Origin of the sequence: Stenotrophomonas sp. ZAC14D2_NAIMI4_7 (assembly GCF_003086675.1) — a bacterium.
Lineage (GTDB): Bacteria > Pseudomonadota > Gammaproteobacteria > Xanthomonadales > Xanthomonadaceae > Stenotrophomonas.
In genome coordinates this window covers 4,181,499-4,207,492 of sequence record NZ_CP025995.1, presented here as the reverse complement: position 1 = coordinate 4,207,492, position 25,994 = coordinate 4,181,499, and the positions used below count along the sequence as shown (strand labels likewise).

General features: G+C 67.0%; 21 protein-coding genes and 1 tRNA gene. 9 read left to right on the top strand and 13 right to left on the bottom strand.

Annotated elements, in window-relative coordinates; genetic code table 11:
- Positions 1-8: 8 nt before the first annotated feature.
- Together C1922_RS19135 and C1922_RS20450 are read right to left on the bottom strand one after the other, a co-directional pair.
- Entirely contained in the window at positions 9-641 is a 633-nt protein-coding gene (locus tag C1922_RS19135) for a DNA-3-methyladenine glycosylase (RefSeq protein ID WP_108751224.1), read from the bottom strand.
- Between the two features lie 8 nt (positions 642-649).
- A complete protein-coding gene (locus C1922_RS20450) occupies positions 650-808 on the bottom strand; it encodes a hypothetical protein (RefSeq protein ID WP_159092042.1) in 159 nt (52 codons plus the stop codon).
- A gap of 187 nt (positions 809-995) precedes the next feature.
- Here C1922_RS20450 and C1922_RS19125 point away from each other — a divergent pair, with 187 nt between their 5' ends.
- Together C1922_RS19125 and C1922_RS19120 are read left to right on the top strand one after the other, a co-directional pair.
- Positions 996-1,658, top strand: coding sequence for a ComF family protein (locus C1922_RS19125; RefSeq protein WP_234413397.1), 663 nt, complete (start codon positions 996-998; stop codon positions 1,656-1,658).
- A 227-nt stretch (positions 1,659-1,885) separates the two neighbouring features.
- Positions 1,886-2,446, top strand: a complete 561-nt coding sequence (locus C1922_RS19120; RefSeq protein WP_108751222.1) for a DUF308 domain-containing protein — start codon at positions 1,886-1,888, stop codon at positions 2,444-2,446.
- 204 nt (positions 2,447-2,650) lie between these two features.
- Here the strand turns inward: C1922_RS19120 and C1922_RS19115 are convergent, their stop codons facing one another.
- From C1922_RS19115 to C1922_RS19090, 6 genes are all read right to left on the bottom strand, one after another.
- A complete protein-coding gene (locus tag C1922_RS19115) occupies positions 2,651-4,426 on the bottom strand; it encodes an MFS transporter (RefSeq protein WP_108751221.1) in 1,776 nt (591 codons plus the stop codon).
- Between the two features lie 129 nt (positions 4,427-4,555).
- Positions 4,556-5,683, bottom strand: a complete 1,128-nt coding sequence (gene nagA, locus C1922_RS19110; RefSeq protein ID WP_108751220.1) for an N-acetylglucosamine-6-phosphate deacetylase — start codon at positions 5,681-5,683, stop codon at positions 4,556-4,558.
- Positions 5,680-6,456, bottom strand: coding sequence for a DeoR family transcriptional regulator (locus C1922_RS19105; protein ID WP_108751658.1), 777 nt, complete (start codon positions 6,454-6,456; stop codon positions 5,680-5,682). Before C1922_RS19105 ends, nagA begins: the two co-directional genes overlap by 4 nt.
- Before the next feature lie 33 nt (positions 6,457-6,489).
- Positions 6,490-7,821, bottom strand: a complete 1,332-nt coding sequence (locus C1922_RS19100) for a D-tagatose-bisphosphate aldolase, class II, non-catalytic subunit (RefSeq protein ID WP_108751219.1) — start codon at positions 7,819-7,821, stop codon at positions 6,490-6,492.
- A 17-nt stretch (positions 7,822-7,838) separates the two neighbouring features.
- A complete protein-coding gene (locus C1922_RS19095; protein WP_108751218.1) occupies positions 7,839-8,777 on the bottom strand; it encodes an ROK family protein in 939 nt (312 codons plus the stop codon).
- Positions 8,770-9,924 carry an SIS domain-containing protein gene (locus C1922_RS19090; RefSeq protein WP_108751217.1) on the bottom strand — a complete coding sequence of 385 codons (1,155 nt, stop codon included), beginning with the start codon at positions 9,922-9,924 and terminating at the stop codon, positions 8,770-8,772. The genes C1922_RS19095 and C1922_RS19090 overlap by 8 nt, the downstream gene beginning before the upstream one ends.
- Before the next feature lie 322 nt (positions 9,925-10,246).
- On the opposite strand from C1922_RS19090, the gene C1922_RS19085 reads away from it, so the two are divergent.
- The 4 genes from C1922_RS19085 to C1922_RS19070 all read left to right on the top strand — a co-directional run bounded on the left by C1922_RS19085 (position 10,247) and on the right by C1922_RS19070 (position 18,963).
- On the top strand, positions 10,247-13,606 hold the full coding sequence (locus C1922_RS19085; protein ID WP_108751216.1) for a TIM-barrel domain-containing protein: 3,360 nt from the start codon (positions 10,247-10,249) through the stop codon (positions 13,604-13,606).
- Between the two features lie 131 nt (positions 13,607-13,737).
- Positions 13,738-16,713: a TonB-dependent receptor gene (locus C1922_RS19080; protein WP_108751215.1), complete on the top strand. Its 2,976-nt coding sequence runs from the start codon at positions 13,738-13,740 to the stop codon at positions 16,711-16,713.
- 63 nt (positions 16,714-16,776) lie between these two features.
- Positions 16,777-18,132, top strand: a complete 1,356-nt coding sequence (locus C1922_RS19075) for a Gfo/Idh/MocA family oxidoreductase (protein ID WP_108751214.1) — start codon at positions 16,777-16,779, stop codon at positions 18,130-18,132.
- 123 nt (positions 18,133-18,255) lie between these two features.
- Positions 18,256-18,963, top strand: a complete 708-nt coding sequence (locus tag C1922_RS19070; RefSeq protein ID WP_108751213.1) for a DKNYY domain-containing protein — start codon at positions 18,256-18,258, stop codon at positions 18,961-18,963.
- 12 nt (positions 18,964-18,975) lie between these two features.
- Here C1922_RS19070 and C1922_RS19065 read toward each other — a convergent pair whose 3' ends face one another.
- The 3 genes from C1922_RS19065 to C1922_RS19055 all read right to left on the bottom strand — a co-directional run bounded on the left by C1922_RS19065 (position 18,976) and on the right by C1922_RS19055 (position 20,305).
- The gene (locus C1922_RS19065; RefSeq protein ID WP_108751212.1) at positions 18,976-19,389 is read right to left on the bottom strand and encodes a DUF5615 family PIN-like protein; all 414 of its coding nucleotides are present in this window, start codon (positions 19,387-19,389) and stop codon (positions 18,976-18,978) included.
- Entirely contained in the window at positions 19,386-20,090 is a 705-nt protein-coding gene (locus C1922_RS19060) for a DUF433 domain-containing protein (protein ID WP_108751211.1), read from the bottom strand. Before C1922_RS19060 ends, C1922_RS19065 begins: the two co-directional genes overlap by 4 nt.
- Before the next feature lie 138 nt (positions 20,091-20,228).
- Positions 20,229-20,305: transfer RNA gene (locus tag C1922_RS19055), tRNA-Arg, on the bottom strand.
- Between the two features lie 150 nt (positions 20,306-20,455).
- Here C1922_RS19055 and ubiA point away from each other — a divergent pair.
- Together ubiA and C1922_RS19045 are read left to right on the top strand one after the other, a co-directional pair.
- Positions 20,456-21,349: a 4-hydroxybenzoate octaprenyltransferase gene (gene ubiA / locus C1922_RS19050; protein ID WP_108751210.1), complete on the top strand. Its 894-nt coding sequence runs from the start codon at positions 20,456-20,458 to the stop codon at positions 21,347-21,349.
- A 175-nt stretch (positions 21,350-21,524) separates the two neighbouring features.
- The gene (locus C1922_RS19045; protein ID WP_199912203.1) at positions 21,525-22,949 is read left to right on the top strand and encodes a TIGR00366 family protein; all 1,425 of its coding nucleotides are present in this window, start codon (positions 21,525-21,527) and stop codon (positions 22,947-22,949) included.
- A gap of 83 nt (positions 22,950-23,032) precedes the next feature.
- On the opposite strand, the gene C1922_RS19040 is transcribed toward C1922_RS19045, so the two are convergent.
- A complete protein-coding gene (locus C1922_RS19040; protein WP_108751208.1) occupies positions 23,033-24,697 on the bottom strand; it encodes an AMP-binding protein in 1,665 nt (554 codons plus the stop codon).
- A gap of 423 nt (positions 24,698-25,120) precedes the next feature.
- Here C1922_RS19040 and C1922_RS20570 point away from each other — a divergent pair, with 423 nt between their 5' ends.
- The gene (locus C1922_RS20570) at positions 25,121-25,285 is read left to right on the top strand and encodes a hypothetical protein (protein WP_005414774.1); all 165 of its coding nucleotides are present in this window, start codon (positions 25,121-25,123) and stop codon (positions 25,283-25,285) included.
- Between the two features lie 72 nt (positions 25,286-25,357).
- Here C1922_RS20570 and C1922_RS19035 read toward each other — a convergent pair whose 3' ends face one another.
- Positions 25,358-25,981, bottom strand: a complete 624-nt coding sequence (locus tag C1922_RS19035) for a YiiX/YebB-like N1pC/P60 family cysteine hydrolase (RefSeq protein WP_108751207.1) — start codon at positions 25,979-25,981, stop codon at positions 25,358-25,360.
- Positions 25,982-25,994 lie beyond the last annotated feature (13 nt).

Here is a 25,994-nt window from a genome sequence, read left to right as displayed (position 1 = left end):
GCGCAGCGTCAGCTGCGTCGCGGCCGCACGGACACGTGGGGGTGGTCCGGTACATGCCAGCGCCAAGGGAACTCCACGGCGCGGCTGATGCCGATGCGCGGCCCCACCGCGGGCGATGCCGGTGGTGGCGTGCCGTCGGAGGCGATGACGATGCCGCGGTCAGCACCGACCAGGTCCGCACCATCCAGATCGCGGGTAATGCCGAAAGCTTGGGAAAGTTTGCCGGGCCCGCTGGCAAGATCGCGCTCACGCCTGGCAGCAGGCCGCGCCGCCTGCATGGCCGCCACGCCGGCCACGGGTTCGGCCGCCCTCAGCAGTACGCCGACACCTTCGCCGACTTCTCCACACACCGCGTTGCTGCCCCAGTGCATGCCATAGGTGAAGTACACATACAGATGACCGGCCTCGCCGAACATCGTGGCGTTGCGCGCGGTCTGCCCGCGATAGGAGTGCGCGGCGGGATCTTCGCTGCCGGCATACGCCTCCACTTCCACGATGCGTGCGGCACGCCCGTCATCACGCACGATCAGCTTGTTCAACAGCTGCGGTGCAACCAGGGTGGGATGGCGCCGGTAGAAATCGCGCGGCAGTACGCTCCATTGGGCGGGAAGCCAATCGGGCGACGACGCTTTGTACTGCATCGGATCGCTCAAGGTCTGGCCTGCTCCTGCTGCATTTTCTGCGCCTCCTTCTGCAGGCCGGGGTCGTGGGTTTCGCCCTGTTTGACGTACCACAGCACCGTGGGCAGGGCCATGGCCAAAATGCCGACGACCAGTACGACAATGACGATCCGGGTGCGCTTGTTCATCTTGATTCCGCAGAGGAGTGAGATGCAGAGGGTGAACGCTAGCAGCGGCTTTGTGCAGCGTCTGTGTCGACGTGTTGCCCGGCCGGCGGAAGGAAAGGAGACCGACAGCACGACGGGCACATTCCCGATGCCCCTGGCTACCGTCAGCACGCAGACTGGATGGATGCTGACAAAGCGGCTGCTGTTCATGGCTGGGTGGGTTCAACGTGCCCTGCTGCCCCTGCACTGCCTGGTCTGCGGCGAGCCCGGCCATGATGGCCTGGATCTATGCGCCGCGTGCCTTGCCGATATCCCCTGGTCAGGCCATGCCTGCCACCGCTGCGCGCTGCCGCTGCCCGATACCGCGCTGCCGGTGTGCGGGACCTGCCGCGACGAACCACCGCCGCAGGCGGCCACGCACGCCAGCCTGTTGTACCTGCCGCCGGTGGACCAGCTGCTGCTGCGCTTCAAGTTCCACCACGACCTGGCGGCCGGGCGACTGCTGGCGCAGCTGATGCTGCGCCATCCACCGGCGTGGACCTGTCCGCCGCTGGCGCCGGTGCCGCTGCATCGCCGACGCCTGCGCCAGCGCGGCTACAACCAGGCCGGTGAGCTGTGCCGGTTTCTGCAGCAGCCGGTGTGGCGCGGGTTGTACCGCCGCCGCCATACCGCGCCGCAGTCCGAACGCAGTGCCGAGCAGCGCAGGGACAACCTGTTCGATGCCTTCGACGTGCGCGGGCCGGTGCCGGCGCGGGTGACGCTGGTGGATGACGTGATGACCACCGGCAGCACACTGCTGGAAATCGCCGAGACGCTGAAGCTGGTGGGCGTGGGCGAGGTGCGTGCCTGGGTCTGCGCGCGGGTGCCGTGAGCATGCCCGGATGGTGTGCGGCTCACGGCGCTGTGAAGCATGCCGGTAGCGTCGCCTGTCGCGCGTAGCGCGGGGTTTTTCGCAATCTGATGAAGGCTAGTCGACTCTACCCAGTCGAGTTGCCCCGTCGGTGTCGAGGACAGCAGGTCCGCGCGCCGGGGCCATGACAGTGTCGTCATGGGTTCTGGCGCTAGGATGCAGATTGGATCCTGATCGAAGGAGTGGTCATGCTGTCTCCGGACTCGTCCCGCCCATCGCTGGTGTCGGCCATTGGCCGCAGCTGGCCGATCCTGCTGCTGTACGGCGTGGTTGCGCTGGGGTTCGGCATCACCGCAGTGGGCTGGCCGCTGTCGGCGGCCACCGCACTGGCCTGGGTGCTGGGCGTGATGGCCATTGCCGAAGGGGTGATCAGTCTGCTGGCGCTGATCACGGGTGGCAGTGGCGCACCGCGCGGCTGGCTGTTGCTGTATGCGCTGGCGTCGCTTGGTTTCGGCATTCTGGCAATCATCAATCCGCTGGCCACCGCCAGTGTGCTGGTGCTGCTGCTGGCCGTGTGGCTGCTGGTGGCCGGGCTGTACCGCATCGTGTTCGCCATCCGCGTGCGCAAGCAGATCCAGGGTGAGTGGCTGCTGATACTCAGCGGCGTGCTGGCCGTAGTTCTGGGCGTGCTTCTTGCTGCCAACCCGGTGACAGGCCTGGCAGTGACCACACTGTGGATCGGCATTGGCAGCCTGGTGTATGGGGTATTGCAGATTGTGGTGGCGTTGAAACTGCGCAGGCTGACGTAGCGTCGGGGTTGCCTGACTGCTGTTCGCGAGAGGCCCGCGCGACGGTCGACCAAGGTCGACCGCTACCAGGCAATGCGGAGCCCGGTAGAGTCGAGCATGCTCGACTGCTGTTCGCGTCAAGCCCGCGCGGCGCGCGACGGTGGACCAAGGTCGACCGCTACCAGACGGGGCGGTCGACCGCCACCTGGCAAAGCGTCCAACCGCTTACCGGAAGTGCGCTTCGATCTCTTCCAGCGATTTGCCCTTGGTTTCCGGCAGCCACAGCGCGGCCACCAGGAAGAACACGAAGGTGCAGCCGGCCCATAACAGGAACATGCTGGCGTAGCCATGGTGGCCCACGGTGGGCAGGAACAGCGCCGCAATCGTGGTCGAAACGAACTGGTTGATCAGCAGCGCGATGCTCATGCCGTTGGAGCGGATGCGGTTGGGCATCAGCTCGGACAGCGCCAGCCACACGCATACACCCGGGCCAACCGCGAAGAAGGCGACGAACACCAGGATGCAGGCGGCCACGGCCCAGCCATGGGCCGGCGGCGGTACCGGCCCGATGCGTGCCTGCTCGATGCGCAGCGGTGCCTGCGCGGCACTGGCTGGGTCGGCGAAGGGATTCAGGTGCAGGCGGCGGAAGAACGTACCGATCACGCTGTCCGGCTGCACGGTGCCGGCACGCTCGATGCGCAGTTCGCGGTCACCCGGATTGTCGCTGCGCAACGCGCGCACGTTGGTGAAATCGCCGTAGGCGTAGGACACCGTCAGCTGCAGCGGCCGCCCTTTGCGGTCGATGCCCGCGCCCAGCTGCTGCCACTGCGCGTCATCCAGCACCAGGCGCAGCCCATCACCCTGTACGGCCGCGTGCAACTGCGGCTGCACATCGGCACGGCCTCGCTCGGCCTGGAAGAACAGAGTGGCGGCCGCCAGCAGCGCCACGCAGATGCCACCACTGCCGAGCATCAGCAGGAACTTGCGGCCTTTGCGATCAACCAGCAGCAGCGCAGCCACCGTCATCAACGCATTGAGCAGCTTGATGGCCACGTCGGCACCATTGGCCACCGAACCCGACAGACCTGCCTGGTTGAGGATGTTCACCGCATAGGCCAGCACCGAATTGATGCCGGTGGCCTGGGTGCAGGCCAGCACCACGCAGGCCAGCAGGAAGGGCTTCACGTAGCGGCGGCTGAGCAGCGGCTCGCGCCTGCCGTCGGCACTGCGGGTATCCGGTGCCTGGATCTGGGCCAGCGTGGCCTCCACCTGCTCGGGCGCCAGTACGCGCTGCAGGCTGCGCCGCGCGTCGTCAACGCGCCCACGGCGCACCAGCCAGCGCGGGGATTCAGACAGCCAGAACAGACCCACGCAGAACACGATGCCCGGGGTCAGGCAGCTCCAGAAAATGGTGCGCCAGGCATGGTCCTTGGCCGCGAACAGTGCCTGCGCCTGCTGTGCGTCGGGCAGGCGCAGCGCCGCTTCGGTGGCCGCATCCACTGCATGGGCCTGGTACAGACCGATCAACGCGGCCAACACCAGACCAATGGTCAGCAGCAACTGGAACATGGCCGCGCCACGGCCGCGCCGTTCCGGGCTGAGTACTTCGGCCAGGTACAGCGGCACCACCACGCCGATCAGACCGCCGCTGATGCCTTGCAGCAGGCGCCCCAGCAGCAGCGGCGTGTAGCCCGAAGCGAGTGCCATGATCGGAATCGAGGCGGTGAACAGCACGCCGGCCAGCAGCATGGCGCCACGGCGGCCGATCAGATCGGCCACCAGCCCGGCGAACAGCGAGGACAGCACGCTGCCCAGCAGCACCGCCGCCACCACGAAGCCGAGCTGCTGGCTGCTCAGGTGCCAGGCCTGGCTGGCGGTGGCTTCCAGATAGGGCAGGGCGCCGGCAATGATGCCGATGTCGATGCCGTACAGCAGGCCCCCCAGGCCACCGATGAACAGCAGATAGCGAACGGGCCAGCGCGGAGCAGTACGTGCAGTCATCGACAGGTTTCCTGTGCGGCGTTTCAGTGCGGATTGCTTCTGTAGAGTCGAGCCATGCTCGACTGCGTTTCGTTCCGGTAACGCGCACGATCAGTCGAGCATGGCTCGACTCCACAAAGGCGTGGTACGTCAGGCCGGTGCAGCGTTGAGGTCAACCGCGTGCCCACCCACCACCACCTGCTGCAGGCGCAGGCTGGCGTCGAGCACCACCAGGTCGGCCAGGGTGTCGGGCGCAATGCGGCCGCGATCCTGCAGGCCCAGGTAATCGGCCGGGAAGGTGGACACACGCTGCGCGGCGTCGGCCAGGTCCAGGCCCACCTGCACCAGGTTGCGCAGTGCCTGGTCCATGGTCAGCGCGCTGCCGGCCAGCGAGCCGCTGGCCAGGCGCACGCAGCCGCCGCACTTGTGCACGCGCTGTTCGCCCAGCGCGTATTCGCCATCGGGCATGCCGGTGGCAGCGGTCGCATCGGTCACCGCGTACAGGCGCGGAATCGCGCGCGCAGCCAGGCGGATCACGCCGGGGTGGATATGCTGCAGGTCGGGAATGATTTCCGCGTACTGCGCATGCGCCAGCGCGGCGGCGGCAATGCCCGGGCGGTAGTGGTCAACGCCGGTCATGCCATTGAACAGATGGGTGAACCCCGAGGCGCCGGCCTGCAAGGCGGCCACGCCTTCTTCGTAGGTGCCGGCACTGTGGCCCAGCTGCACACGGATGCCCATCGCCGCCAGTGCGGGAATCAGTGCGGTGTGCTCGCCGATTTCCGGGGCCAGCGTCATCACCCGGATCGGCGCGAGCGCATGCAGCTGCTGCACCATTGCCAGCGTGGCCTCGATGGTGCGGTTGGGCTGTGCGCCCAATCGCTGTGGACTGATGAAGGGCCCTTCCAGATGCACGCCGGCAATGCGCGCGGCATCGGCCTGCGGCGCGGCCTGGGCCGCAGCGACGCCACGCAGGGCGTGTTCGATCTCGTCCAGCCCGGCGGTCATGGTGGTGGCCAGCAGGGTAGTGGTGCCGAACCGGGTATGGGTGCGGGCGATGGTGCGCGCCACGTCGCCGCCCTGCATCAGGTCCACGCCCGCCGCACCGTGCACGTGCAGGTCGATGAAGCCGGGCAGGATCACCGGCAGCTGCAGATCATCCGCGCCGCTGTGGTCATCCACCTGCAGCTGGCGCACGTGTGAATCGAAGTGGATGTGGCCGCGTCGCCAGCCCAGCGGGGTCAGGATGCGGCCGTACAGGGTGCGTGTCGGGTTCATGGCGGTGTCTCGGCGATGATCACTTCGATGCCCAGCCGCTGCAGCCCCTCGCGGGTGGCCTCGTCGATGCCCGGATCGGTGATGACGGCGTGGATCTGGTCCAGGCGGGCGATGCGGTGCAGGCTGACGCGGCCAAACTTGGACGCATCGGTGAGCACCACGATGCGCCGCGCGCGTTCCACCATGCGGTGGTTGAGGCGCGCTTCGGCTTCGTCGTGGGTGGTCAGGCCGAACTGCAGGTCCAGGCCGTCCACGCCCAGGAACAGGGTGTCGAAACTGTAGGAATTGAGGCTGGCCTCGGCCTGGCTGCCCTGCAGCGACAGCGACTGCTGGCGCAGCAGGCCGCCGGTCAGCAGCACGTTGATGCCCGGCGCGTTGGCCAGTTCCCAGGCGATGTTCAGGCCGTTGGTCATCACGGTCACATCGCGGTGGCCGCGCAGGTGGCGGGCCAGGGTCATGGTGGTGGAGCCGGAGTCGATGATGATGTTGTCACCGCCCTGCACCAGCCGCGCGGCGCGCGCGCCGATCGATTCCTTCAGCGGAAGGTTCAGCGCATCCTTTTCATGGATGTCCTGTTCCTGCGGCGGGGTGCGCACCAAGGTGGCGCCACCGTGGGTGCGGTTGGCCAGGCCCTGCGCCTCGAAGTGGGTCAGGTCGGCGCGGATGGTCACCGCCGATACGCCATAGCGCTCCACCAGGTCAGCCACCTGCACGGTGCCGTGTTCGATCAGGCGCTGCAGGATCTGTTGGCGGCGGGAGCGGGTGTTGCGCATGGCCATCTCTCGGTTTCGTGTGAAAGGTAGAGATTAGCTGTTCGCAAGAACGCTGGCAGAACTTGCGTTCTGCTTGCGGGCCCCGGCCTGGTTGCCGCTGCACGCACGCGCATATTCGCCCAGGCACTGGCCGATGCGATGCTGCACCAGCGCGCTGGGGGTATTGGCCAGGGCGCCTTCGCGCACCGCGCGGTACTGCTCGGGCAGGTACTGGCTGAGCAGCACCAGCGGCGGCGCCTGCTGTTCCAGATTGGCAAACAGGGTCTGCACCGCCTGCATCAGCGCCGGTTCGCCCCAGTAGTAGCGGCAGCGGTCGCTGAAGGAGAACGCGCGCAGCAGGCGCAGCGCGGCGTCGTCACCCTGGTAGTACGACTGCCAGTACTTCGGCTGCGCCACCATCACCGCGTCCAGCACCTGCGGCAGGCGTGAACACTGTGCGGCCGGCAGCAGCTCGGCCTCGATCGCGGCCAGTGCGAACAGCGCTTCGCGGTAGGCGAAGGTGGCCGCCGGGCCCACCTTGAGGATGGCGAAGTGATCGCGCACCAGCGCGTGCAGGCCGCTTTCGCGCTGGTAATCGGTGGAATGCGCTTCGAAGACGATGCGCGGCTGCTGTTCCAGGAAGTCGGCCAGCGCGCTGGCTGCCGCCGGGTCGTATTCGTGCACGCTGCTGTGGTCGAAGTCCACGCCCGGCTGCACCACCATGGCGATCACCCGCTGCCAAGCGTCGCGCAGCTGCGGCGTATCGAAGGCGTGCTGGTGGATGGCCAGCGTCTGCGCAGCGGCGGCCGGCGTGGTCACCTGCAGGCCTTCGGCCAGCGAGGCTTCGCCACCGGGAATCGGCACTTCGGTACCGATCACGTAGACCGGTGGCGGCAGGCCGTGCTCGGCAGCGGTGCGTTCGGCAATCTCGGCCAGCTCGGCCGAACGCGCGGCGACGATGGCATCGGGCAGCGGCACCGGGTCGTCGGCGCAGGACATGCTGCAGTCCAGGTGGATCTTGTGGAAACCGGCGGCCACGTAGGCTTCGATCAGCACGCGTGCATGGGTCATTGCTTCGGCGGCGGGGCGCTTCTGCCAGGCATTGGGACCCAGGTGGTCACCGCCCAGTATCAAGCGCTCGCGCGGGAAACCTTCTCCGTCGGCCAGTGCGCCCACGTAGTCGCGGTACTGCGGCGGCGTCATGCCGGTGTAGCCGCCAAACTGGTCCACCTGGTTGGAGGTGGCTTCGATCAGCAGCACCGTGCCATGCGCCAAGGCCACGTGCATGGCCGCGCGCAGCACCTGTTCGTTGCTGCAGCAGACGCTGTACAGGCCAACGTTGGCACCGGCACGGTGGGAAGCAAGCAGGGTCTGCAGCGGGGACATGGTCAGGCTCCGGTCGATCAGGAAAGCGAGGGGTGGCAGGCCAGCAGGGCGGCGCCGCGTGCGCCACCGGCATCGCCGAAGCGTGGCGGCACGATGGGCGGCACCTGCACGCCGTTGAACAGATGCGCGGCGACGGCGGCGGGCAGCTGCTGGTACAGCGGCGCGTACTGCGACAGGCCACCGCCGAGCACGATCACGTGCGGGTCCAGCGCCAGCACCAGGGCGGCCAGGCTGTGGCCCAGCAGGTCGCGGTGGATATCCAGTGCCTGCCGTGCACGCGCATCGCCTGCTTCGGCGTTGGCGATCACGGCGCTGGCATCGGCGGCGCTGCCGCCCAGGTGGCGCTCGATCATGGCCAGGCCGCTGCCGGACACGTAGCGCTCCACGCAGCCCTGCAGACCACAGGCGCATGCGATCAGCGGCAGGCCGTGGCGCTGCAGCAGGTGACCGGGCACGCTCCAGTGGCCCCACTCGCCGGCCAGGCCGTTGAAGCCGGACAGCAGGCGACCGTGCAGACAGAAGCCGCCGCCGGCCCCGGTGCCGAGAATGGCGCCGAACATGCTGGGGTAACCCTCTGCAGCACCACCGTGCGCCTCGGACAATGCGAAACACTGCAGGTCGTTGCCGAAGTGCAGCGGACGCTGCAGGCGCGCCTGCAGATCGGCGGCCACGGGCTGACCGGTCAGCGCCGGCACGTTCGCGCTCAGTTGCCGGCCAGTGCGCCGGTCACGCACGCCGGGCAGGGCAATGCCGATGGCCGCGGCCGGGCTGCCGAGCGCGGTATCGGCCTCGGCCACCAGTGCGGCCACCGCCTGCAGAAAACCGGCGTAGTCGCCCTGCGGCGTGGCCACGCGGCGGCGCCAGCTGACCTGCAAGGTCGTATCGCAGGCCACCAGTTCAATCTTGGTCCCGCCGATATCGATGCCGTAGCAGGCGTGGGCGATCAGCTCAGCCATGGTGGATGGTGACGCCCTGCACGACGCGGTTGACGGTGCCGTCGGGGAACGGGTTGTCCGGGGTCAGACCCAGCGCGGCCGAGCGCTGCAGCGCGTACAGCTGGGCAAAACCCAGCCACACCGGCGCCAGCCACGGATCATCAAGCGCTGGCACCGCCAGGGTGTAGTCATCATCGGCGCCGATATCCGCATGCGGACCGATGGCCAGCACCTGGCCGGCCACGCCGTCACGGCGCAGCTCTTCCAGCAGGTCCTGTTCGTAGCGGCGGGCCAGCGCCTGGCCGCTGCGCAGCACCACCACCAGGGTCTGTGCATCCAGCGTCGATTTCGGGCCATGGCGGAAACCCAGCGGCGTGTTGGCCAGCGCCAGCACGCGGCCGGCGGTCAGCTCCAGCACTTTCAGCGCGCTTTCCCGGGCCAGTGCTTCCAGCGGGCCGCTGGCCAGGTAGATCACCCGGTTGAAGGGGCGCTGCGCCAGTGCCGCCACCGGTGCATCCCAGGCGGCCAGGCCTTCGCGGCCGAGCGCGGCAATCTGCTTCAGGCGCGCGACGCGGTCATCCCACGGCGCGCGGTCAAACACGGTCAGCGCGGCCAGCAGCATGCAGGTCAGGCTGCTGGTCATCGCAAACGCGCGGTCGCAGCTGGCCGAGGGCATCAGCAGGGTGCAGGTATCGGCACGACCGGCGCCACGCCGGGCCAGTTCGCCATCGGCATTGCAGGTGATGTCCAGGAAGCGTGCCTGCGCCACGTCGCTGCGCACGCGGTCCACCGCGGCCACGCTTTCCGGGCTGGAACCGCTGCGCCCGAACGACACCAGCAGGGTGGGGCGGTCGCGCTGCAGGTACAGCGCCGGGTGGGTCAGCAGGCTGGTGGTGTGCACCACGCGCACCTCGGCCGGCCACTGCGCATTGATCGCATCGGCCACCATTTCGGCAATGAAGCCGGAGCTGCCGGCGCCGGTGAACAGCACGCGCTGGTTCGGATCGTTGAGGCTGTCGCCAAGGAAGGCCTGCAGGCGGTCGCGGGCACGCGACAGTTCCTGCGCCAGGGATTCCCACAGCGCCGGCTGCTGGGCGATCTCGGCAGCGGTGTCGGCTCCGCCAAGGCGCTGCCAGGCGGACACATCGGAAAGCAGGGTGACGTCCATTCAGAGGTTCCAGTTGGGCCAGCGCACCATCTGCGTTTTCTTTCGAAATGTCAAATATCGAAAGCAAAAGAAAAGAAAATGGCGTGGCGGGTTTGCCCTGCCAGTGCGTGGCACGCAGACGAAAGAAACGGCGGAATGCCGTATCGCACAACGCTTAATAGGTGCCTGCAAGCGATTACACAAAGTATTGCGGCGCATCATCTTTCGTTTCTGGGAGATAAATCTTCCTTTTTACTTTCAATTTGTTGACATCTTTCGAATCGCTGCCCTAGAGTCGGCCCAACCGCTTTCGAAACGCCCGGTGAACGGGTTGGGAGTCTGTGTGGAGAACTGCGTTCGTCGCTCGCCGCTGCTGCTGGCGCTGCTGCCGGCCTTGATGCTGGCAGCGACATCGGCCCGCGCCGAACCCGTGGGCAACCTGCGTTCGATCACCGCCAGCGACAGCCGCGACGGGCTGCGCGGCTGGGACCTGCAGACCGACAACGGCACCCGCCTGCGCATCGAATTGCCGGCGGCCGACATCATCCGCGTGCAGGCCGGCCGCAAGGGCACGCTCACCGGCGCCGGCGACAAGGCCGCGCCGATCGTACTGCCGCAGCCCAAGGCGAACGTGCAGGCGCAGCTGGAAGAAGACGCGCAGGAAATCCGCGTGCGCACCGACGCACTGGTGCTGCACGTGCAGCGGCAACCGCTGCGCCTGCGCCTGGAACGCCTGGACAACGGCCAGCTGACCGCGCTGTGGCAGGAACTGCAGCCGCTGGACCTGGATGCCACGCAGAGCGTGCAGGTGCTCTCTTCGCAGGCCGACGAAGGCTATTTCGGTGGTGGCCAGCAGAACGGCCGTTACCAGTTCAAGGGTCGCGAACTGGAGGTCTCCTACTCCGGCGGCTGGGAAGAGGGCGACCGCCCCAGCCCGGCGCCGATGCTGCTCAGCAGCCGTGGCTGGGGCATGCTGCGCAACACCTGGAGCGATGGCAGCTACGACTTGCGCCAGGCCGACCAGGCCACCCTGCTGCATCGCGAAGACCGTTTCGATGCCTATTACTTCGTCGGTGCCGACCTGCCGAAGCTGATCGAACGCTACACCCAGCTGACCGGCCGCCCGAACATGGTCGCGCGCTGGGCGCTCTCCTACGGCGATGCCGATTGCTACAACGATGGCGACAACAGCAAAAAGCCCGGCACCGTGCCCGAAGGCTGGAGCGATGGCCCCACCGGCACCACGCCCGATGTGATCGACAGCGTGGCCAGGCAGTACCGCGAGCACGACATGCCCGGCGGCTGGATCCTGCCCAACGATGGCTACGGCTGCGGCTACAAGCAGTTGCCGGAAACGGTGAAGGGACTTGCCCGCTACGGTTTCCGCACCGGTCTGTGGACCGAGAACGGCGTGGACAAGATTGCCTGGGAAGTGGGCAAGGCCGGCAGCCGCGTGCAGAAGCTGGACGTGGCCTGGACCGGCAAGGGCTACCAGTTCGCGATGGACGCCAACCGCCAGGCCTTCAACGGCATCCTCGACAATTCCGATTCGCGCCCGTTCCTGTGGACGGTGATGGGTTGGGCCGGCATCCAGCGTTACGCGGTGGCCTGGACCGGCGACCAGAGCAGCAGCTGGGACTACATCCGCTGGCACGTGCCGACCCTGGTCGGTTCGGGCCTGTCCGGCATGGCCTACGCCAGCGGCGACGTCGATGCGATCTTCGGTGGCAGCGCCGAAACCTTCACCCGTGACCTGCAGTGGAAGGCGTTCACTCCGGTGCTGATGGGCATGAGCGGCTGGTCGTCGAACGCGCGCAAGCATCCGTGGTGGTTCGACGAACCCTACCGCAGCATCAACCGCGATTACCTGAAGTTGAAGATGCGCCTGACCCCGTACATGTACGGGCTGGTGCACGAGGCCGCGCAGACCGGCGCGCCGCCGGTGCGAGGCCTGATGTGGGACCACCCGCGCGATCCGCATGCGCAGGATGAAACCTACAAGTACCAGTTCCTGCTGGGTCGCGACCTGCTGGTGGCGCCGGTGTACCGCAGCCAGGCCGCCAGCCGTGGCTGGCGCCGCGACATCCATCTGCCCGCCGGTGGCTGGATCGATTACTGGGATGGCCGCCGCGTGCAGGTCGGGGCCGAGGGCCGCCAGCTCGACCGTCAAGTGGATCTGGCCACGCTGCCGGTGTTCGTGCGCGCCGGTGCCATCCTGCCGATGTACCCGTCGATGCTGTTCGATGGCGAGAAGCCGCTCGATGAAGTGACCTTCGACCTGTACCCGCAGGGCGATGCGCAGTACACGCTGTACGAAGATGACGGCACTACGCGCCGCTACCAGAAGGGCGAATCGAGCACGCAGGTGGTGCGCGTGCAGGCACCGGCGCAGGGCAGTGGCCCGGTGCAGGTGCAGATCGATGCAGTGCAAGGCAGCTACAACGGCCAGCTGGCACAGCGCCGCTATGGCCTGCGTGTGCTCAGCCGACAGGCGCCGCGCGCGGTGCAGACCGGTGGCCGCACGCTGCCCGCGCTGGCCGATGCTGCCGCATTCAAGGCTGCTGCCGAAGGCTGGTACTTCGATGCCAGCGAGCGCCGTGGCACCCTGCACGTGCGCACCGCCGCGCAGGACATCCGCCAGCCGCTGCAGCTGCAGCTGGACTTCGCCGTAGCGGCGGCGGCCGCCGACGATGCCTTCCCGGCCGCGCCGGTGCTGGGCCGCGAACTGCCGGCCGACAGTCTGCTGGTGGTCAACCGCCCGGCCGAAGAGCCCGGCCATGCACTGGAAAATGCCTTCGATGATGATCCGGGCACCTGGTTCCGCAGCGTGCGCAACCAGGCCGTGCGCACCGGTGCCCACGAGTGGGTGATCGGCTTCGGCGAGCGGAAGATGATCGATGGCATCGACATCGCGCCGCGCAACGACAAGAACTGGAAGCACGGCCAGGTACGCGACTACGAGGTCTACCTGGGCGACAGCAACGGCGAGTGGGGTGAGCCCATCGCCCGTGGCCGCCTGCAGCTGAAGGAAGGCGTGCAGCGCATCGACTTCCCCGCCCATGCCGGCCGCCTGCTGCGCTTCCGCGTGCTGAGCGTGCAGAACCCCGAAGGCGACGGCGCCAGCAGCACCGATCCGATGGTCACCGCTGCACAGGGCAGCGCCCGCGCTTTCGACGCATTGCAGCCGCGCGATGTGGGCCCGATCGCGCTGTCCACCTTCCATATCCTTGAACACCCGACACCAGAACGGCCGGCCCAGCAGCGCTTTCTCTCGGAACTGCCGGTGCCGGCCGCCCTGGCCCAGCAGGTGCGCGCCGACCACGCCTTCCGTGGCGACGCCGGCATGCGCATGAACGGCCTGCAGTTCCGCCGTGGCCTGGGCGTGGCTGCCAACAGCCGTATCGACCTGCGCCTGCAGGGTGGCTGGCAGCTGCTGCGCGCCGACCTGGGCATCGACGACGCCTGCCGCAGCGCCGGGGGCCTGCAGTTCCAGGTCTGGGGCGATGGCCGCCTGCTGTACGACAGCGGCCTGGTGAAGGCGCCCGGCGTGGTCAAGCCGGAACTGGATATCCGCGGTCTTTCCACCCTGAGCCTGCGCACGCTGGGTGCGCAGGGCAGCCAACCCGCCCAGGTCTGCGCCAACTGGGCCAACGCCGTGCTGATCGGCCAGGAGGGCGACTCCGCCAGCATCGTCGCCCCATGACCCCCACGTAACACCGCTCCTCCCCCGCCCATTCCGACTACGGCTCCAGAGCCGTGGCCCGGGAGCGTTTTGCCCGCCAATCGCTATCGCGCCGCCCACCCGCCGCGCACCCCTGCCAGGAGAGAACCCCGATGTTGCCCGCCCGCCATGCTCGTCCGCCCTGTCGTTCGCTCGCCCCGTTGTCGCTGGCCATTGCCGGCGTGCTGCTGTCCATCGCCCTGCCTGCTGCCGCCCAGGACAGCAAGGACAACGCCACCGACCTGGCCCGCATCGAAGTCACCGGCTCCAACATCCGCCGCACCGACGTTGAAACCGCATCGCCGGTGCAGGTCATCAGCAAGCAGGACATCCAGAACATGGGTGCGCGCACGCTGCTGCAGGTGCTGGACAACCTGCCGGCCGCGCGGCCTGCGCAGCAGGATTCGCGCTCGCTGTTCACCGGTTCGGACGGCGCCTCGCAGGCCAACCTGCGCGGCCTCGGCGCGCAGGGCACGCTGGTGCTGCTGAACGGCCGCCGCCTGTCGTACTATGGCGCGCCGGCGGGCTTCCAGACCCAGTTCGTCAACATCGATGCCATTCCCGCCGCCGCCATCGAACGCATGGAAGTGCTGACCGATGGCGCGTCGGCGGTGTACGGCACCGATGCGGTGGCCGGTGTCATCAACGTGATCACCAAGCGCAATTTCCAGGGCGCGGAGATCACCTTCAGCAACGACACGTCGTCGCGCATCGACTCCTATGGCGAACGCCAGGCCAGCATCACCGCCGGCTTCGGTGACCTGACCGAAAACCGCTTCAACGTGTACGGCGCGGTGAACATGTACCGCCGCGATGCGATTCCGCTGGCCGATTTCTACGACAAGCGTCCGGACCAGTTCTACGTCAACAACCCCAACTACCTGACCAACCTTCGGCTGGGCGTGGGCAGCAAGCCGGGTCAGTTCAACCCGGGTACCTATTTCGCCTTTGATCCGGTGACCGGCCGCCGTGTGCAGGAAGCTGCACCCGGCTGCCAGAACGTGCTGCAGGGGCAGGCCGCGGGCCCCAGCTGCGTCTGGGAAACCTGGATGAACAACGAGATCGACGCCGGCGCCAAATCCGAGCGCAACACCGCCTACCTCAACGGCACCTTCCTGGTCGGCGACAACACCGAAATCTTCGCCGAGGCGACCTACACCGACATCGACCTGCGCGCCAACGGTGGAACCCCACGCGCCTACGGCACCACCACCGGCAACCCCAGCAGCTGGTTCTCGCGCGATACCGGCACCACGGTGAACCAGTTCCTGTACCCCTACCTGGGCCCGAACAACGAGTACAACCACGCCAGCCCGGAACTGAAGGCGCTGATGGGCGGCGTGGTGGGTCTGAACTACCTGCTGCAGGACGCCGGCCCGAACTACTTCGGCCAGCGCAACACCGACCAGAGCTACCGCGTGCTGACCGGCGCGCGTGGCAACGTGGGTGACTGGAACTGGGAAACCGCGTTCGCCACCGCTGGTACGCACTCGGTCACCTACCAGACCATCAACGTGAACCTGAAGGGCTTCGAGAAAGCCTTCGGCCCGTACTCGGTGGACCCCGGCACCGGCCGCGTGATCATTTCCGACCACCCCGCCTACACGTTCGGCGAGATAAGCGACGCCAACGCGGCACTCATCCGCGAAGCCTTCCCGACCTTCGACATCCAGTCATGGACGCGCCTGCACACCCTGGACGGCAAGATCGAAGGCCCGCTGGCGCAGCTGCCGGCCGGTGAAATGCGCGCGGCGTTCGGCTTCAACGCCAGCCGCGAAACCTTCTACACGCCCGGCAACCCGGATGCCGCTGCGGGCCTGATCACCCAGCAGGGCGGCTCGTGGTTCGATGGCGCGCGCAATACCTATGCGCTGTTTGCTGAAACGGTGGCGCCGATCACCGACAAGCTGGAACTGGACGCCGCGCTGCGCGTGGACAAGTACCCCAACTTCAAGGCCAACGTGGCGCCGAAGATCGGCTTCAAGTACCAGGCGTTCGACCAGCTCATGCTGCGCGGTACCTATTCCACCGGCTTCCGCGCACCCAGCCTGGCCGAATCGGGCAGCGGCGGCGTGTTCGCCCAGCTGGGCGGCTACCGTGACGACGTGCGCTGCGACGAAACCAACGCGATCGCCAACCTGCTGCTGAAATCGCAGCGCCCCGGCGATGTCGACCTGGGCAAGGGCCTGCTGAACGTGGATTGCAGCCGCACCGTGGCCCGCATGACCCAGCCCAACCAGGACCTGAAGCCGGAAAAGGCGAAGATCGCCACCCTCGGCTTCGTCTACGAGCCGGCCAGCTGGCTGTCGGTGTCGGCCGACTACTGGTTCATCTACCGCGACAACGAAATCGTCGCGCCGGATTTCACCAAGGACACCGACATCATCGCTTCCACCCGCTCGCCGATCACCGACGCCGACCGTGCCAACGTGGCCCAGCTTGCCGCGATGTGTGCCGACCCGGCCAGCGGCGTGGCCTGCCCCGGCGTGCTGCCCGGCTACAGCGTGGGCAACGTGGCCAGCGTGGTGGGCCAGTACAAGAACCGCGGCAAGACCCTGGTCGACGGCTTCGACGTGGATGCGCGCAGCCGCTTCTCGCTGGGCGAATGGGGCGGGCTGAACATCGGCCTGGCAGCGACCATCGCCAACCGCAACCGCTACTACATGGATGAAGAGAGCGGCTGGTACTACGGCGATGTGGTGGGCTACTACAACAACCCGCGCCTGCGTGCCACGCTCAATGCCGACTGGACCTACAAGCAGGTGACCACCAGCATGTTCGTGAACTACGTGGGCGGCACCAAGTGGGCGCGCGACCAGGTGGACGAAGTGGACAACAACGCGCAGACCTGCACCGCCGGCTTCCTGGCCCTGGAAAAAAGCAAGTGTGATGGCGTGCCGTCGTGGTGGACCGCCAACCTGAGCGTGACCTGGCGCCCAGACGATGCCTGGAACCTCAGCTTCACCGTCAAGAACCTGTTCGACCGCCTGCCGTTCTACGACCCGAACAGCTTCCTGGGCGATTCCAGCGATTACGCCACCATCTTCGGCCGCGGCTACAGTGTCACCGTGGGCTACAAGTTCCAGTAAACCGATCGCGTGACCCGGTGCGCCGGCTGCGGCTGGCGCGCCTTCAAGAGGAGAGTGAGAGCCATGCAACGTAGGGAATTCATCGCGGCCGGTGCCGCCATCGCCGCCAGCAGCCTGCTGCCGCAGACCCCCGCCTGGGCACGCGGGCGCAAGGTGCGCCTGGCCCTGATCGGTACCGGCATGCGTGGCCTGGTGCTGCTGAAAGAGCTGGTGCGCCGCGATGATGTGGAGGTCGTCGCCCTGTGTGACATCGAACCCATCATGCTGGGGCGCGCCATGGACATGGTGGCCAAGGCCGGCAAGCCCGCGCCGAAGACCTACGGCCAGGACCGCGACAGCAACGCGTGGAAGCGGCTGCTGGAACAGAAGGGCATCGATGGCGTGGTCATCGCCACGCCGTGGGAATACCACGCACCGATGGCGATTGCCGCCATGCAGGCCGGCGTGGCCGTGGGCTGTGAAGTCGTGGCCGGCATCACCCTGCAGGACCACTGGGACGTGTTGAAGACCCAGCTGAGCACCGGCACTCCGTACATGCTGCTGGAAAACGTCTGCTACCGCCGCGACGTGATGGCCGCGCTGCAGATGGTGCGGCAGGGCCTGTTTGGCGAACTGGTGCACCTGCAGGCCGGCTACCAGCACGACCTGCGCGGGGTGAAGTTCAATTCCGGTGATCCCAACCAGCCCTACGACAGCGGCGTGGAGTTCGGCCCCAAGGGCTGGAGCGAAGCACGCTGGCGCACCGAACATTCGGTGCAGCGCAACGGCGAGTTGTACCCCAGCCACGGCATCGGCCCGTGTGCGATGTACACCGGCATCAACCGCGGCAACCGCTTCACCCACATCAACGCCTTCGCGACCAAGGCCCGTGGCCTGCATGACTACACCGTGGCCAAGAGTGGTGGCACCACCCATCCCAGTACAAAGGTGAAGTTCAAGCTGGGTGACATCGTGACCACCACGCTGGCCTGCGAGAACGGCGAAACCATCCTGCTGCAGCACGACACCTCGCTGCCGCGCCCGTATTCGATGGGTTTCCGCGTGCAGGGCACCAAGGGCCTGTGGATGGATGTGAACCATTCGATCCACATCGAAGGCCGCAGCCCGCCGCACCAGTGGGAAGCGTTCAAGAAATACCAGGACAAGTACGAACACCCGCTGTGGAAGCAGAACGCCGATACTGCAGCCAGCGCCGGCCACGGTGGCATGGACTGGTTCGTCATCCATGCGTTCGTGGAAGCGCTGAAGGCCAAGGCACCGATGCCGATCGACATCTACGACGCGGTGACCTGGAGTGCGATCACCCCGCTGAGTGAACAGTCCATCGCCAACGGCTTCCAGACGCTGGAATTCCCCGACTTCACCGCCGGCACCTGGAAGCAGCGCAAGCCGATCTTCGCCTTCGACGGCACCTACTGACCGGCTCTTGTAGAGTCGAGCCATGCTCGACTGCTTCAAATGCAACGCAACGCCGGGCCATGCCCGGCGTTGCTGCTGGCGCCTGCGATACTCTGGACGCAGAGACCAAGGACCCCTCACCCCATGACATGGCAGAAGATCAGCGACCTTCCTGACCAACGATTCGTAGGCCCCTACGGCATCGAGTACTGGCGAATCCACGAAGGCCAGGTCTTCCACCAGGGCCGCTTGCTGCGCAAGGCCGATGCGGCCACGTTCGAGTTCATTCCCGCCCACTACTTCATCGCGCGCGACGCGCATGCGGTCTACCACGCCTGGACCCGGCTGCCCGGCATCGACCGCGACAGTTTCCGCCAGTGCGGCGATTACTGGCTGGACAACCGCCATGTGTACTTCGAGTACGAAACATCGCTGAAAGCGCTGGCAGATGCCGATTGCACCACCTTCCGCAGTCTGGGCAGTGCCTACGGCGCCGATGACCATGGCGGCTGGTACGGCGGACGGCGCATGAAGCAGTGCCGGCGGGGTGACCGGCTGCAGATTTCTCCGCTTGACCCGCTGTTCGCACTGGACGACACCCATGTCTACTGCGATGGCAAACCGCTGCCCGGGGTGGATCGCGCACGCTGGCGACTGCTGAACGATGGGTTCTCCCGCGACGACAGCCGCATCTATTACCTGGAGCGGAAACTGCCGCGCGTGGATGCGGCGTCGTGGCGGCAGTTGCAGGGCAGTTGGTCGCGGGACCACAAGCACCTGTTGCATATGTTCATGATCGAGACCGACCCGGCGCTGCGTGCGCAGCATGGATTCAGGGATGACGAGGGGTGACGCTGCAGTCGATTACCGCGACACCTTGATCTGGGTCAGGCGTCCCCCCGAGGCCCTGGCGTGCGGTACGCGGAACATAGCGCCGGGTTGTACGAGTTCGGCCTGTTGCATCATCTTCGGCCACCACTCCAGAAGCCGCGCGGCGCGCTTGTAGTGGTTGAACGTGCTCCATCCCTTGGCCAGAACGAATACGGTCAGGCGGAGGCGTGCAATGGCCTCGCGTTCTGCAGGCTTGCGATGGTGATGGTCCTGGGTGACGTGTACGCGGATGCCGCGCTGGGTGGCCGCGTCGAAGAGTTCCAGGTCGGTCGTGCCAGGTTTCACGAACTCCCTTACGTGGAAGACTTCGTGTTCGTCCGCACCTGCAATGGCGTCGATGGCCCGGGCAAGCGCGGGCGGAAGATTCTCATCGATCTGCGCCTTCAAGGCGCGGCTCGATTCTCGAACTGCAGTGCTTTCTTCACTGCAGCCAGAGGCAGGTCATACAGTCGTGCCACGCGACGCTCGTCGCCACCTTCGGCCTGCATCGCCTCGACAATGGCGATGGTGGGAACGCCCGATTCGGAAAGGATGGGCTGACCAAAACTGCGCTGGGGATCAAACACCACCGCGCGGGAGCCCTTCAGTGGGAACCATCGTTCGGCACGATCATCGATGCCCAGTTCAATGCCGTCACACAGTGACGGTGCGATGACCCTGCGCATCACGTCTTGGCGCTTCACCACATCCACCAGTGCGGCATCGCCGCTGTCGCCCACCAGTTCCATGAAAATGCGGCGCCCGTCGGTCTTGAAGCTGGTGCTGGTGAAGGGGTACTCCTTACCGAGCCGTTCGTTCAGCTCGACAATGGTTCGCCGCACGAGGTTGAGTGGCACGCCACAGGCGACGAACGTGCGGACGAAGCGCAGCTCGATCAGATCGCGGAAGCCAATGCCGTCGATCTCTGAATCGGCCCATTGCGACTTCCACAGGGGAGGGTGGACCTCAGGATTTCCGTGCTTCCGGCCCTGGTAGCCCTTCAGCCACCGACGCAGCTCCGACGAGCTGCCGCCAATGAAGCGCGCGGCATCGGCGTAGGAATAGAGGCCGACGCCAAGGTTGTCCTGTGCTGGCAAGGCGATACCCATGGCAGCGAGTCTACTCAATGCGAAGGGAGCAGGAGTGCAGAGCTACATTCTGCGCCCTGCGGAACGCATGAACTGAGACGGGAGACATGCGGAGGGCGAATCTGCCCGCTGCTTGGCAGGCCGTAGCCGACACGAAGATGGCGCGCCCGGAGGGATTCGAACCCCCGACCAATGGCTTCGGAAGCCACTACTCTATCCGGCTGAGCTACGGGCGCGTTGTAGAACTGCCACACCGTCGGCCAGTGCCGGGGCGGGCATCGCAGCGCCATGGAGACGGTGCGGGAGGGGCATTCTATCCAGTTTCGCCGCACAAATCTCCCCCCGGCTGCAAAGTCGGCCGCAGGGCACAGGAGTATCCTAGTGCGATGGCTGATACCCCCCTTTCCGCGCCGCGTTCGGCGCCGACGCCGCGCTGGCGTCATTACTGGTCCCTGATGCGCGCTGATCGCCCGATCGGCACGCTGCTGCTGCTGTGGCCCACCTGGTGGGCGTTGTGGCTGGCCGCCGGCGGCCTGCCGCCGCTGTGGACCTTGTTCGTGTTCACTGCCGGCGTGTGGCTGACCCGCTCGGCCGGGTGTGTCATCAACGACTACGCCGACCGCTGGCTCGACCCGCACGTGGAACGCACCAAGGCCCGTCCGCTGGCCACCGGTGCGATCAGCGGCCGCGCGGCGCTGGTGCTGTTCGCAGTGCTGATGCTGGTGGCGTTCGCGCTGGTGCTCACCCTGAACGGCCTGACCATCGGGCTGAGCTTCATCGGCGTGTTCCTAGCCGCCAGCTACCCCTACCTGAAGCGCTACACCCATCTGCCGCAGGTGTACCTGGGCATGTCCTTCGGCTGGGGCATTCCCATGGCCTTCGCCGCCGTGCAGGGCGAGGTGCCCACGCTGGCGTGGCTGCTGTACGCCGGCAACATCCTGTGGTCCACCGCCTACGACACCTGGTACGCCATGGTCGACCGCGAGGACGACCTGAAAATGGGCTCGCATTCCACCGCGATCCTGTTCGGTGAACTGGACCTGGTCATCCAGGGCGTGCTGTATGCGCTGTTCCTGGCCACGATGGCGCTGGTGGGCGTGCGCGGCGGGCTGGGCGGGTACTACCTGGCCGGGGTGGCGGTTGCCGCCGTGCTGGTGGCGTATGAATTCTGGATCTGCCGCAACCGCGAGCGCGGGCCGTGTTTCAAGGCCTTCCTGCACAACAACTGGGTGGGCGCGGCCTTGTTTGCGGGTATCGCCGCCGATCTGGCGCTGCGCTGAGAAGACCGCCGAGCATGCCCCGGCGATAGCCCGCGCCATATGCACGGGGCGGAATCCTCGGCCGAACCGGTAGCGCCGGGCCGTGCCCGGCGGGCGGTCACCTACGACCAATAGGTGGCTGACAGCCCGCACCCCACCGCCCAGAATCGGGCCATCGAACCTGGGAGGGTAGGCGATGGCCTCGACGGCTGCAGTACAGGACGGCTGGATGGCGCGTGCAGCGCTGCGCTCCGCCGCCTGGGCGGAAAGGTGGTTCCCCGATGCGTACGTGTTCGCGGTGCTGGGCGTGGTCATCGTTGCGCTGGCGGCGCTGGGCTTCGGCTCGACCCCGCAGGCCACCGCCAGCGCCTTCGGCGATGGCTTCTGGAGCCTGATCCCCTTCACCATGCAGATGGCCTTCGTGGTCATCGGCGGCTATGCGGTGGCCACTGCCCCCGTGGTCGCCCGCTTCATCGACTTCCTGGCCCGGGTGCCTCGCACCGGCCGTGGCGCGGTGGTGTACGTGGGCCTGGTCAGCATGCTGGCCTCGCTGCTCAGCTGGGGCTTCTCGCTGGTGTTCGGCGGTCTGCTGGTGCGTGCGCTGGCCCGCCGCAGCGAACTGCGCATGGATTACCGCGCCGCAGGTGCGTCGGCCTACCTGGGCCTGGGCGCGGTGTGGGCAATGGGCCTGAGCTCATCGGCGGCGCAGCTGCAGGCGAACCCGGCCAGCATGCCGCCGGGCCTGGTGGAAATCACCGGCGTGCTGCCGTTCACTGAAACCATCTTCCTGTGGCAGTCGATCGCGTTGACCGCGGCCCTGATCCTGGTTTCGCTGCTGATCGCCTGGCTGACCGCACCGGCTGCCGGCAGTGCACGCACCGCCGAAGATTTCCCCGGCGCCGCGCAGGCCGAGCCGGAACCGCTGCAGCAGCGCACCCGCCCCGGTGAATGGCTGGAATACAGCCCGCTGCTGACCGTGCTGCTTTCGCTGCTGGCCTTCGGCTGGCTGTTCAACGAATTCGCCAGCAAGCCGGTGGTCACCGCCATCGCCAACCTCAACACCTACAACTTCCTGTTCATTTCGCTGGGTCTGCTGCTGCACTGGCGGCCGCGCAGTTTCCTCAACGCGGTGGCCAAGGCGGTGCCCAGCACCACCGGCGTGCTGATCCAGTTCCCGTTGTACGGCGGCATCGCGATGATCCTCACCCATGCCGCCGGTGGTGATGGGCAGACCCTGGCGCATCGGCTGTCCAGCCTGTTCGTGCACGTGGCCAGCACCGATACCTTCGCTCTGGTGATGGGCGTGTACTCTGCCGTGCTGGGCTTCTTCGTGCCCTCCGGCGGTGGCAAGTGGATCATCGAAGCGCCGTATGTCATGCAGGCCGCCAACGAACTGAAGGCGCACCTGGGCTGGGCGGTGCAGGTCTACAACGCCGCCGAAGCGCTGCCAAACCTGATCAACCCGTTCTGGATGCTGCCGTTGCTGGGCGTGCTGGGCCTGAAGGCACGCGATATCGTGGGCTTCACCTTCATCCAGCTGCTGGTGCACATCCCGCTGGTGCTGGGCCTGCTGTGGCTGCTGGGCATGACCCTGACCTACGTGCCGCCGGTGATGCCGTAGCGCGCCTGGGGCGACCCCGTCGCCCCGTAGAGTCGAGCTCGCTCGACTGCTTTCCCGCTCTGTAGGGTCGAGCCTGCTCGACGCTACGACCCCGCGGTCTGCTTCTCGATCTCGGCCTTGCGCAGCAGGAAGCGCTGCACCTTGCCGCTGGGCGTCTTCGGTACCTGCGCCACGAATTCCACCAGGCGCGGATACGCGTGAGCGGACAGGCGCGAACGCACGTGCTGCTGCAGCTCCGTGGCCAGCCCTTCATTGCCGCTGTGGCCATCGCGCAGGATCACAAAGGCCTTCACGATCTCGGTGCGTTCCGGGTCGGGCACGCCGATCACCGCGGCCTCGGCCACCGCATCATGTTCCATCAGCACGCTCTCCACGTCGAACGGTCCGATGCGGTAGCCCGACGAGGTGATCAGATCATCAGAGCGGCCGATGAAACTGATCGAGCCATCGTCTTCCCACTCCACCGAATCGCCCGTGCGGTACCATCCATTGCGCAGCGCGGGTGTCTCGGCGCCGTAGTAGCCGGTGAACCAGAGAATGGGCGACTGCTGCACATCCACCGCCAGGATGCCCGGCGTGCGCGGCGGCAGTACGTTGTCGTGCTCATCCAGCACCGCCACCCGGTAGCCGGGCATGGCGAAGCCGGACGAACCGGGCCGCACCGCGTGCGCCAGCGCGTGGTGGTTGTTCACCACCATGCCGGTTTCGGTCTGCCCATAGTGGTCCAGCACCGTGGTGCCCAGGTGTTCGCGGAACCAGCGGGCGATTTCCGGATTCAGTGGCTCGCCCGCGCTGCTGACCACCCGCAGCTGCCCTTTGATGCCGGCGCTGGCCGCAGGACCGGCACCGATGATCTGCCGGTAGGCGGTGGGCGAGCCCGCCAGGTTGGTTACCCCCAGCTGCTGGATGATCTGGTTCAGGCCGGCCACGCTGAAGCCGGCTTCGCTGAAGGTGGTGGCATGACCCAGCAGCAGCGGGCCGGTGACCCCGTAGTACAGGCCATAGGCCCAACCCGGATCGGCAATGTTCCAGAACACATCGTCGGCGCGCAGATCCACCGCCAGTTCGATGTAACTGGCAAAAGCCAGCAGGGCACGCAGTGGCACCGGCACGCCTTTGGGGCTGCCGGTGGTGCCCGAGGTGGACAGCAGGGCCATCAGGTCGTCACCGCCCAGCATCACCGGGGCCCGCTCGGCGGGTGCCTGGCGGGTGCGGGCCAGCCAGTCGATATCGCCGTCGGCCACGCGCTGCCCGGCGTCGGCGATGGTCGCTACGGCAGGGCACCCGCTCACCCCGTCCAGCTTGCTGCGGTTGGCCAGGTCGGTCACCACCAGCGCGGTGCGCCCGGTGGTCAGCCGCGTTTCAATGGCCTTGGGCCCGAACGCGGTGAACAGCGGTTGGTAGACCGCACCCAGCCGCCAAGTGCCCAGGATCACCGCCAGCAGATCGGGCGTGCGCGGCAGCAGACCGGCCACCACATCGCCACGGGCAATGCCAGCGTCGGCCAGTACGTTCGCGGCGCGCGCAGCGGCCTCGCGCAGCTGTTCGAAGGTGAAGGTGTGCAGGTGCCCCTGCGCATCCACCCAGCGCAGCGCGGTGGCATTGCGCCCACAGTGGCGGTCGCAGCATTCCACGCAGGCATTCACACCGGTCTGCAGATCGCCCTGCAGGCGCGCTTCCCACTGCGCCAGATCGAAGTCGGCCAGGGCCTGGTCGTAGGAAGGCCGTGCTGTGCTGTCGTGGGCCATGCGTGTCTCCGCCAAGGGTCAGCCCGACGATAGGCGCGGCCGGGGGCGGCTGCAAATCGGACCAAAGGCGTAGGCGGTCAGCCGGCGTCGTCTTCGCCAAAGCGCACGCCGTTGAAGGTATGCGTGCAGCACGCGTACGAGGGCCCCATGTCCTTCGCGCGCTCGGCGCCGGGAAGATCAGTCGATTGTCGGCGCCCGCGCAGCCAGCAAGCGCCTGCTCACCTTAATGGGCGTGGCGCGCGACCGGCATAAGCACATGCGCAACCCGCATGAATCCTTCATGCGCTTGTGGCACAAGGGCCCGCGCGTGTTCATTCACCGCCGTGCACGCGCCCATGGCCGCGCTGCAACGCGTGGTTAACCTTCGGCTGCAGACCATGCGCACGTCCACCGCATTCCGCGCGTGGCATTTGGAGATCGGACATGGCACAGCAGAACCAGAACCCGAACCAGAAGCAGCAGGGCCAGCAGAACCAGCAGGATCAGCAGCAGGGGCGTGGCCGCGACCAGCAGCAGCAACAGCAGCAGGAACAGCAGCAGCGCAACCAGCGCAACCAGCAGCAGGGCGGGCAAGACGAAGAAGAATGACCCGCGTGCAGCACACGCTTGAACGATGAAGCCCCGCCTGGTGCGGGGCTTCGTCTGTTACAGCAGGCGTGTTTACAGCAGGCCTACCCGCTGCAGCGCGGGGGTGGCCGCCATGTCGTTGGGGTTGGTGCCGGGGAGATCCTGCGGCACCGCCATGCCCATGCCGGCATACAGATCCACCCAGTGCTGGGAAATCCTGCCGGTCTGCGGATTGCGGAAATTCATCGGCTGCAGCGCGAACACATGGTGCGTGCGGAACGCGCGTTCAATGAAATCCGAACAGTAGTAGCTGTCCTCGTTCAACACATAGGCCGTGTTGTACGGCTTGCCCAGCATCGTGCGCGCCGTGGCGATGGCATCGGCCAGCACCTGCGGCGGCGCCGCACGCAGGCGGTACACCACGATCTGCCGCTGCTTGTCCCGTGCATCCTGGCGGAACTCCGCCAGCGTCTGCTGCCGCGAGCCCTTTTCATCGGCGTGCAGCACCTGCAGTTCACCCGGTCCATCGGCCACCAGCGCCACATGGTCGAAGCGGGTGCCGCCTTCGCGGGCGGTGGCATCGTTGATGGCGGCGCTCAGGCCGGTCTGGCCGGCGCTGACGAACAGCAGATCGCCCGGCCGCGCTTCCACGGCCAGCGCAACGGCCGGCCACAGCGCGGGCAGCAACAGGCCAATCAACAGGAACAGGGCGCGCATGGCAGGGCCGGGA

Coding starts and splice junctions, on each gene's coding strand:
- C1922_RS19135 (WP_108751224.1), bottom strand. CDS start 641: ATGCAGTACAAAGCGTCGTCGCCCGATTGGCTTCCCGCCCAATGGAGC.
- C1922_RS20450 (WP_159092042.1), bottom strand. CDS start 808: ATGAACAAGCGCACCCGGATCGTCATTGTCGTACTGGTCGTCGGCATT.
- C1922_RS19125 (WP_234413397.1), top strand. CDS start 996: ATGGCTGGGTGGGTTCAACGTGCCCTGCTGCCCCTGCACTGCCTGGTC.
- C1922_RS19120 (WP_108751222.1), top strand. CDS start 1,886: ATGCTGTCTCCGGACTCGTCCCGCCCATCGCTGGTGTCGGCCATTGGC.
- C1922_RS19115 (WP_108751221.1), bottom strand. CDS start 4,426: ATGACTGCACGTACTGCTCCGCGCTGGCCCGTTCGCTATCTGCTGTTC.
- nagA (WP_108751220.1), bottom strand. CDS start 5,683: ATGAACCCGACACGCACCCTGTACGGCCGCATCCTGACCCCGCTGGGC.
- C1922_RS19105 (WP_108751658.1), bottom strand. CDS start 6,456: ATGCGCAACACCCGCTCCCGCCGCCAACAGATCCTGCAGCGCCTGATC.
- C1922_RS19100 (WP_108751219.1), bottom strand. CDS start 7,821: ATGTCCCCGCTGCAGACCCTGCTTGCTTCCCACCGTGCCGGTGCCAAC.
- C1922_RS19095 (WP_108751218.1), bottom strand. CDS start 8,777: ATGGCTGAGCTGATCGCCCACGCCTGCTACGGCATCGATATCGGCGGG.
- C1922_RS19090 (WP_108751217.1), bottom strand. CDS start 9,924: ATGGACGTCACCCTGCTTTCCGATGTGTCCGCCTGGCAGCGCCTTGGC.
- C1922_RS19080 (WP_108751215.1), top strand. CDS start 13,738: ATGTTGCCCGCCCGCCATGCTCGTCCGCCCTGTCGTTCGCTCGCCCCG.
- C1922_RS19075 (WP_108751214.1), top strand. CDS start 16,777: ATGCAACGTAGGGAATTCATCGCGGCCGGTGCCGCCATCGCCGCCAGC.
- C1922_RS19070 (WP_108751213.1), top strand. CDS start 18,256: ATGACATGGCAGAAGATCAGCGACCTTCCTGACCAACGATTCGTAGGC.
- C1922_RS19060 (WP_108751211.1), bottom strand. CDS start 20,090: ATGGGTATCGCCTTGCCAGCACAGGACAACCTTGGCGTCGGCCTCTAT.
- ubiA (WP_108751210.1), top strand. CDS start 20,456: ATGGCTGATACCCCCCTTTCCGCGCCGCGTTCGGCGCCGACGCCGCGC.
- C1922_RS19045 (WP_199912203.1), top strand. CDS start 21,525: ATGGCCTCGACGGCTGCAGTACAGGACGGCTGGATGGCGCGTGCAGCG.
- C1922_RS19040 (WP_108751208.1), bottom strand. CDS start 24,697: ATGGCCCACGACAGCACAGCACGGCCTTCCTACGACCAGGCCCTGGCC.
- C1922_RS20570 (WP_005414774.1), top strand. CDS start 25,121: ATGGCACAGCAGAACCAGAACCCGAACCAGAAGCAGCAGGGCCAGCAG.
- C1922_RS19035 (WP_108751207.1), bottom strand. CDS start 25,981: ATGCGCGCCCTGTTCCTGTTGATTGGCCTGTTGCTGCCCGCGCTGTGG.